Here is a 7,501-nt window from a genome sequence, read left to right as displayed (position 1 = left end):
ATAGAATATCATTATCTGTAGATATTGTCAATAACTTTTTTTATGTTGATTTGAAGTTATTTTTCTGTATTGCTCTTTACAACGTCACTTATCTTATCATAATAACTTAAGTAGTAAAATTAATTATCTATGATAATTCGTAAATAAGTATTAATATCTAAGTATTAATATCAATTACTCCTTCTTTCACATATTGATACACTAGGTATAGTATACATGTTAGAACTATAAAATTTCTGTATCTTTACCTATATTTAAAATAGATATACTTTTTAAAAATAATATAATTCTTAAGTTTAAATAAAAAAGAACTGTGAAAATTTATTAAAATAAAATCTCATAGTTCTTTTTATTACTTTATATATTATTTAATTTCTACTGGATACTTTTTCTTAAGATCCTCTACATACTGCGTATACTTCATGTTTTGTCTTTCTTGAGTCAATCCATTTATTATCATATCTCTTACTTCATCAAAATTCTTAGCTTTTTCTTCTGTTCTATTTTCAACCTTTATAAGATGATATCCAAATTGAGTTTTTACAGGATTTCCTACAACTCCAATTTCTTGCTTAAAAGAAGCATCCTCAAACTCTGGAACCATTTGTCCTCTTGAAAAACTTCCAAGATTACCTCCTTGTTCCTTTGATGGACAAGTTGAATATTCTTTTGCCGCATCTTCAAAAGCTTTTCCGCCTTCTATTTCTTCCTTTATTTTTTGGGCATTTTCCTCTGTCTCTACTAGTATATGTTTAGCACTTACTTTTCCTTGATCCTTAAACTTATCTTTATTAGCTTCAAAATATTCTTTAGCTTCTTGTTCATTAACTGAAACTCCATCAAGAATTCTCTTTATTCCTAATTGAGTTAATATTTCTTTTTTCATTGCTTCTAATTGACTTTTGTATTCACTGTCATCTTCAAGACCTTTTTCTTTTGAATCATTATATACTAATTCAAAAGATATAATTTGATCTAATAATTGTTTATTTCCCTGTTCACTAAGAAGATATTGCTGTTTATCTTGTGGAAATCTTGAAATAGCTTCCTTAATATCGACTTCTGTAATTTCTTTTCCGTTTACTGATGCTAATACTTTATTTTCCATTCTATTTCTCCTCAAAAAAAAATTTGAACTCTGTTCATATTATAGATGATAGCATTAATCCTTTTTTACTACAAGAAAAAGTCAGTAATATATAATTATCATTTAATAACTATTTCTATAAATAGTAGTTCCTTTCTAATTAGCTATTATGCAATATATCCAAGTATTAGATTACTATCTATTTCTTAAATATTGTAGCATTTACTTTATTTATTCAAATATCTATAATGATAATAACAAAATATAATAATTTAGCTCTTGAATAATGAAATTTCATGTTGTTCTCAGCAACTAAGTAGAGTAAAAGAACTGCCTTTATCACAATATAATATTAATTATGAAATAAGGAGTATAACTATGAAAATTTATTTACCTAAAAATGTTGAATATATAATCAATACGCTAAATGAAAATAATTTTTCTGCCTATGCAGTAGGAGGCTGCATTCGAGATAGTCTTTTAAAAAGGCTACCTAAAGATTGGGATATAACCACAAATGCCATGCCTAAAGATATAATACAAATATTTAATAACACTATACCTATAGGAATTAAGCATGGGACCATAGCTGTATTACTAGAAAATGTCACCTATGAGGTTACTACCTTTAGAATAGATGGTAAGTATAGTGATAATCGCCATCCGGATAAAGTACTCTTTACTACTTCCTTAAATGAAGATTTGGCACGAAGAGATTTTACTATAAATGCTATGGCCTATAATTATAAAGATGGTTTGCAAGATCCTTATAATGGTCAAGATGATTTAAATAATAAATTAATACGCTGTGTTGGTAATCCAGGTTTAAGATTTAATGAAGATTCTTTAAGAATGTTGCGAGCTATTAGGTTTTCTACAGAATTAAATTTTAAAATAGATGAAGATACTAAGTCTTCTATTATACAAAATCAATTAATGATACAAAATGTAAGCATGGAGAGAATTAGAGATGAACTTTCAAAAATATTATTAAGCGATTTCCCAAGTATAGGATTTAAAGAATTAAACTCTGCAGGTTTATTAAAAATAATTTTACCTGAACTATCCCGTTGTGTAGGCTTTAATCAAAAAAATCCCCATCATGATAAAGATGTATTTGAACATACATTGACAGTTTTAGATAGTAGTTCTAATAATTTAATAGTAAGGCTTGCTGCCCTGTTTCATGATATTGGTAAGCCTAATTGTTTTACTATAGATGAACATGGGATAGGACATTTTTATATGCACGCTATAGAAGGTGCCCGAATTTCTCAGGAAATATTGAAAAGATTGAAATTTGATAATACTACCATAAAAACTGTATACATACTTATAAAAGAACATCTTGTAAATAGAAACAACTTAAAAATACCAGCAATAAAGAAACTTATAAATAGAATTGGTATAGAAAATTTTCCTTATCTTTTAGATTTACAAATTGCAGATATAAAGGGTCATAAACCCCCTTATGATTTTTCAAGTATACTCCATTTAAAAAATTGTGTTCATGAAATTATAAATAGTAAAGAACCTCTATCGTTAAAAGATCTAAAAATTAATGGTAATGATTTAATTAATATTGGCTACCATCGGGGTACTATAATTGGTAGTACTCTTAAAGAATTGTTAGAGCTTGTACTAAAAAATCCTAAATTAAATAAAAAAGATATACTTATAGATATAGCAAACAAAAAACTTTATACCTAAAAAAATAGGCATCAGTTCTACTGATACCTATTTTCTAACATACCCTGCTTTCTAAGTATAGGCACTACCTTTACTGCCAACAAAGAAGCTATTACTGCCTTCAATAAATCTCCTGGTATAAAAACTACAAATCCTATCTTAAGTGCATATTGAAAGGTTATATTCTTAACTAAAACACTTTTTAATATTATATATAAATATGGTATTCCAATTAAATAAATTATAATAATTCCTAAGATACAAGCGCCAAACATCTTTATGAAAGTAACTTTTTCAATATGTTCAACTATTTTCCCTATAATAAAAGCGGAAATTATAAATCCTATTAAATATCCAAAACTTGGACTAATTACGTGATTAAGACCACCTGTCCCATCTGCAAATATAGGCAACCCTACCAGACCTAATAATACATATATAAGTTGAGACATAGCCCCTACCCTAGCTCCTAGCATTAAACCTGCTAAAAGTGTAAATATTGCTTGTAGTGTTATAGGCACTGGCCCTACTGGTATTCTTATGAATGCCCCTACAGCTGTTAGTGCTGCAAATAATGCCGTTAAAATCATTCCTCTTGTAGTAATCTTCAAAACTCGTACCCCCCATTAATTTTATATTATTAATCGCCTTAATAAATCCTATTTATTAAAATACATTATTATAATAAATAAGCTTTATTTACAAGTTTCATATTATATTAATAAGCAATCATTGTCAACTACAATAATATATAAAGTTTACAATACATTTTACCCAAATTTGTTATATTTCTACACGCTTTACAAAGTATAATTTTTATGACAAACTATATAATAGTATTAGATAAATTTTACATATATATGTACTAAATTTTATAAGAATTGAGGGATGTCAAAGTTATGAAAAAAAAGTTTTTATTAAGCCTTCTATTAATGTTTGTTCTACTATTTGTGTTTGGATGTAGTAATAAGAACACAGCAAAAGACTCTTTTGATCAATACATAAGCTTCTGGAATAAAAACGACTTTAAAAGTATGTATTCTATTATAAGTTTAGATAACAAAAAAAATATTTCAGAAAAAGATTTTATTGAAAAATATAAAAATATTTACGATGGAATTGACTTAAGCAAAATATCTATAACCCCTGAATATCCAAAAGATTTTAAAAAAGATTCAAATGGTACTGTAACTATTCCTTTTAAAGTAACAATGAATACCTCTGCTGGCATAATAAATTTTAACGATAATGCCTATTTAAAACAAGAAGACATAAACAAAACAAAAACTTGGACTATAAACTGGAGTAATAAAATGATCTTTCCAGATTTAGGAGATGGAGAAAAAGTTAGAGTAGATAAAAAATTGGGGAATCGTGGTCAAATTCGTAGTGCGAATGGTACATACCTTGCACAAAATGGCTCTGTTGCAGAGATTGGTATTGTTGCTGGTAAAATTAGTACCAATGATTCAAATACTAAAAATAAAATCGCGCAAATATTAAATATTTCTTCCGATAGTATAGATAAAAAACTTTCTGCCTCCTATGTTAAACCTGATATGTTTGTACCTATTGATACTATATCAAAGGACTCAACAGATAAAATATCAGCTTTATCCCAAATTTCTGGCATTTTAATAAAAGATAAATCCGCAAGAGTATACCCATTAAAAGATAAAGCGGCTTTTATAACTGGTTATGTGCAGCCTATTAATCAAGATGAGCTTAGCAAACTTAAGAATCAAGGATATACTAAGAATGATGTGGTAGGTAAAAGTGGTCTAGAAAAAATATATGAAAAGCAATTAAAATCGGAAGATGGTGCTGAAATATACATACTAGATAAAAATGGAAATAAGAAAAAAACTATAGCTAAGAAAGATCCTAAAAATGGTACTGATTTAAATGTTACAATAAATACAGATATTCAAGCAGCTTTATATAATCAATACAATGGCGATTCAGGTACTGCTGTTGCTATGCAACCTAAAACGGGAGAAGTACTAGCCCTTGTAAGTTCACCTGCTTATGATCCAAATGACTTTGTACTTGGAATGTCCTCAGATAAATGGAATTCATTAAATAATGATCCTAAAAAACCTTTTTTAAATCGCTTTCAAACAGCTTTTGCACCTGGTTCCACATTTAAACCGGTTACTGCTGCTATTGGTTTAAAAACGGGGAAAATAGATCCAAATGCAGTTAAAAGTATAACTGGATTAACATGGCAAAAGGATAATAGCTGGGGTGGGTACTCTGTAACAAGAGCCGAGGAATACACAAGTCCGCCTAACCTTTTGAATGCTCTAGTTCATTCTGATAATATATATTTTGCTCAAGCAGCATTAGATATAGGAAAGGAGAATTTTACTTCTGAATCTAAAAACTTTGGAATAGGTGAAAATATGCCTTTCGAATATCAAATGACTACTTCAAAATTATCCAAAGATAATACAATTAGCACTGATATTCAATTAGCAGATTCAGGATATGGTCAAGGGGAAATGCTTATAAATCCATTACACCTTAGTACTATTTATACTTCTTTTGTTAATGGTGGTAATATAATTAATCCTTACTTAAATGCAGATAAAAAAGCTTCTTCTTCATCTAAAGTATGGAAAGCTAATGTATTCTCTCAGGATACAGCCAACACAATACTAGGAGATTTAACCCAGGTTGTATCAAATCCTGAAGGTACTGGTCATGATGCATATATTCCCAATATACCTCTTGCTGGTAAAACTGGTACTGCGGAAATAAAAGCTAATCAGAACGATAAAACTGGTACTGAAAATGGTTGGTTTATAGCTGTAAATACTAATGATCCAAAGCTCTTAGTACTAGAAATGTATGAAGATGTCAAAAGTAAGGGTGGCAGTCACTACGTTGTTCCTAAAGTAAAAGATATTTTTCAACAATTTTGTAAGTAATATTTAAACTAAAATTATAATACCTTAGCTAAAATTTTTAATTAATTTTTAGCTAAGGTATTTTTATATCATAAATTCCTTTGTAAAAATTAATATATTTTCATTATTTTTACAAATATAGTTGAATATTAACTATACCTTTTGTTAATATATTAAATAAGGAGGAATTTTATGGAAAAAATTAATTATAATAAAGTTTTTAAACTTTCAACACAACTCTTAATTACTCTTATATTAGCAATTTTATTTGCTATAGGAATAAATAAGTACATATTTGCCCGGGCTGATATAGAAGGAACCTCTATGCTTACTACTCTTAATGATAAAGATATAACATTTGTAGAAAAAATAAGTTCAATTACTCATATTGTTAAAAGAGGAGAAATAGTAATATTTAACTCTAGGAATGAAAATAATGATCTCTTTATAAAAAGAGTAATAGGCCTAGCCGGTGATAAAATACAAATAAAAAATGGTAAGGTATATATAAATGGCAATATTATAAATGAACCATATTTAGATAATAATACTGTAACTGCCTCAGGTCCATTTATTTCTAACAGAATCTACACTGTTCCTAATGGATATATTTTTGTATTAGGTGATAACAGAAATAATAGTACTGATAGTAGATTCTTTGGCCCTGTAAACATAAACGATATAAAAGGTCATGCAATACTACGAGTCTATCCGTTTAAAAAAATTTGTATATTGTAGAAGAATTAGTATGATTTTTATACTGATTTATAATGGATATCTTCAATTACTATATCAAGCTCCTTTTCCAGTTCAACAATCTTGCTAATTCTTCTAGTGTCGTTACTACTTATAATCTTGATATTTGGCCTAAGCGGAAAATTAACATTTATTTCTTCTACTATCCCTATTTCACCATTAGTTAAGTTTACTAAAGTACCTTCTGCATAAGGTACTATTATTTTTGAAAAAATTTGTATATATTTATAATCAAATTGAATGCCACCACTTGCCATAAGGTATTCTAAAGCTTCATTTGGACTCATAGCCTTTCTATAAGGTCTATCTGCCGTTAATGCATCATAAGTATCTGCAATAGATACAATTTTAGCAAATTTACTTATCATATCACCTACTTTGCTCTCTGGATATCCTTGTCCACCTATTCTTTCATGATGCTGCAATACAACTAAAAGAGAAGTTATTGAAATATTAAAGCTTTCTCTTAAGTATTCATAACCTTTCCTTGTATGTCTTTTTACTATTTCATATTCTTTACAAGTAAGTACTGATTGCTTATTTACTATAAGCTTTGGAACAAAAATCATACCTATATCATGAAGTATAGCTCCAATACAAAGATCTATTAAGTCAAATTTATGAAAATCAAGCCTTATTCCTATTATAAGTGATATTATAGCCACATTTATACTGTGTTGAAATATGTAATTACTCTTACTCTTTATATCCACAAGATTTATCATAACATCTTTCTTTGATAATATCTCTTCAGTTAACTCTTTTACAATATATAAAATTGATTTAAATTCTTCTCCATCCTTTTTATAATTATGATCCTTTGATGTGGCATAAATATACGTAAATTTATCTTTTAAATCCATTATTACTCTCTGTCTTATTTCAGATTTTATTATATCTTCTATTACTTTATTACTATATTTATCAATTATGTATATGGAATATATATCTAAACTTTGTATCTTTTTTATAGTGGCCCTTTTAAGTATAGCACCTTTTTTTAATAAAACTTTGCCCATATTATCATATATAGATTTTGCTAATATATTATTTTCTT

At 27.7% G+C, this 7,501-nt stretch carries 6 protein-coding genes; 3 read left to right on the top strand and 3 right to left on the bottom strand.

Annotation, left to right across the window (positions count from 1 at the left end):
* Nucleotides 1-364: 364 nt before the first annotated feature.
* Nucleotides 365-1,108, bottom strand: a complete 744-nt coding sequence (locus RH99_RS17045) for a peptidylprolyl isomerase (protein ID WP_010241117.1) — start codon at nucleotides 1,106-1,108, stop codon at nucleotides 365-367.
* A gap of 357 nt (nucleotides 1,109-1,465) precedes the next feature.
* Between RH99_RS17045 and RH99_RS17040 the strand changes: the two genes are divergently transcribed.
* Nucleotides 1,466-2,797, top strand: a complete 1,332-nt coding sequence (locus RH99_RS17040) for a CCA tRNA nucleotidyltransferase (RefSeq protein WP_010241114.1) — start codon at nucleotides 1,466-1,468, stop codon at nucleotides 2,795-2,797.
* 17 nt (nucleotides 2,798-2,814) lie between these two features.
* Here RH99_RS17040 and RH99_RS17035 read toward each other — a convergent pair whose 3' ends face one another.
* Nucleotides 2,815-3,387: a biotin transporter BioY gene (locus tag RH99_RS17035; RefSeq protein ID WP_010241111.1), complete on the bottom strand. Its 573-nt coding sequence runs from the start codon at nucleotides 3,385-3,387 to the stop codon at nucleotides 2,815-2,817.
* 288 nt (nucleotides 3,388-3,675) lie between these two features.
* Here RH99_RS17035 and RH99_RS17030 point away from each other — a divergent pair, with 288 nt between their 5' ends.
* Together RH99_RS17030 and lepB are read left to right on the top strand one after the other, a co-directional pair.
* Complete coding sequence (locus RH99_RS17030) at nucleotides 3,676-5,709, top strand: penicillin-binding transpeptidase domain-containing protein (RefSeq protein ID WP_010241108.1); 2,034 nt, start codon at nucleotides 3,676-3,678, stop codon at nucleotides 5,707-5,709.
* Between the two features lie 171 nt (nucleotides 5,710-5,880).
* A complete protein-coding gene (gene lepB, locus RH99_RS17025) occupies nucleotides 5,881-6,426 on the top strand; it encodes a signal peptidase I (protein WP_010241105.1) in 546 nt (181 codons plus the stop codon).
* A gap of 17 nt (nucleotides 6,427-6,443) precedes the next feature.
* On the opposite strand, the gene RH99_RS17020 is transcribed toward lepB, so the two are convergent.
* Nucleotides 6,444-7,501, bottom strand: a 1,058-nt coding sequence (locus RH99_RS17020; RefSeq protein ID WP_010241104.1) for an HD-GYP domain-containing protein, incomplete at its 5' end; no start/stop codon positions are given.

It is taken from the genome of Clostridium arbusti SL206 (assembly GCF_000246895.1).
Classification (GTDB): domain Bacteria; phylum Bacillota; class Clostridia; order Clostridiales; family Clostridiaceae; genus Clostridium_I; species Clostridium_I arbusti.
Note: the sequence above shows the minus strand (reverse complement) of the source record. Positions and strands in the feature narration are given on the sequence as shown.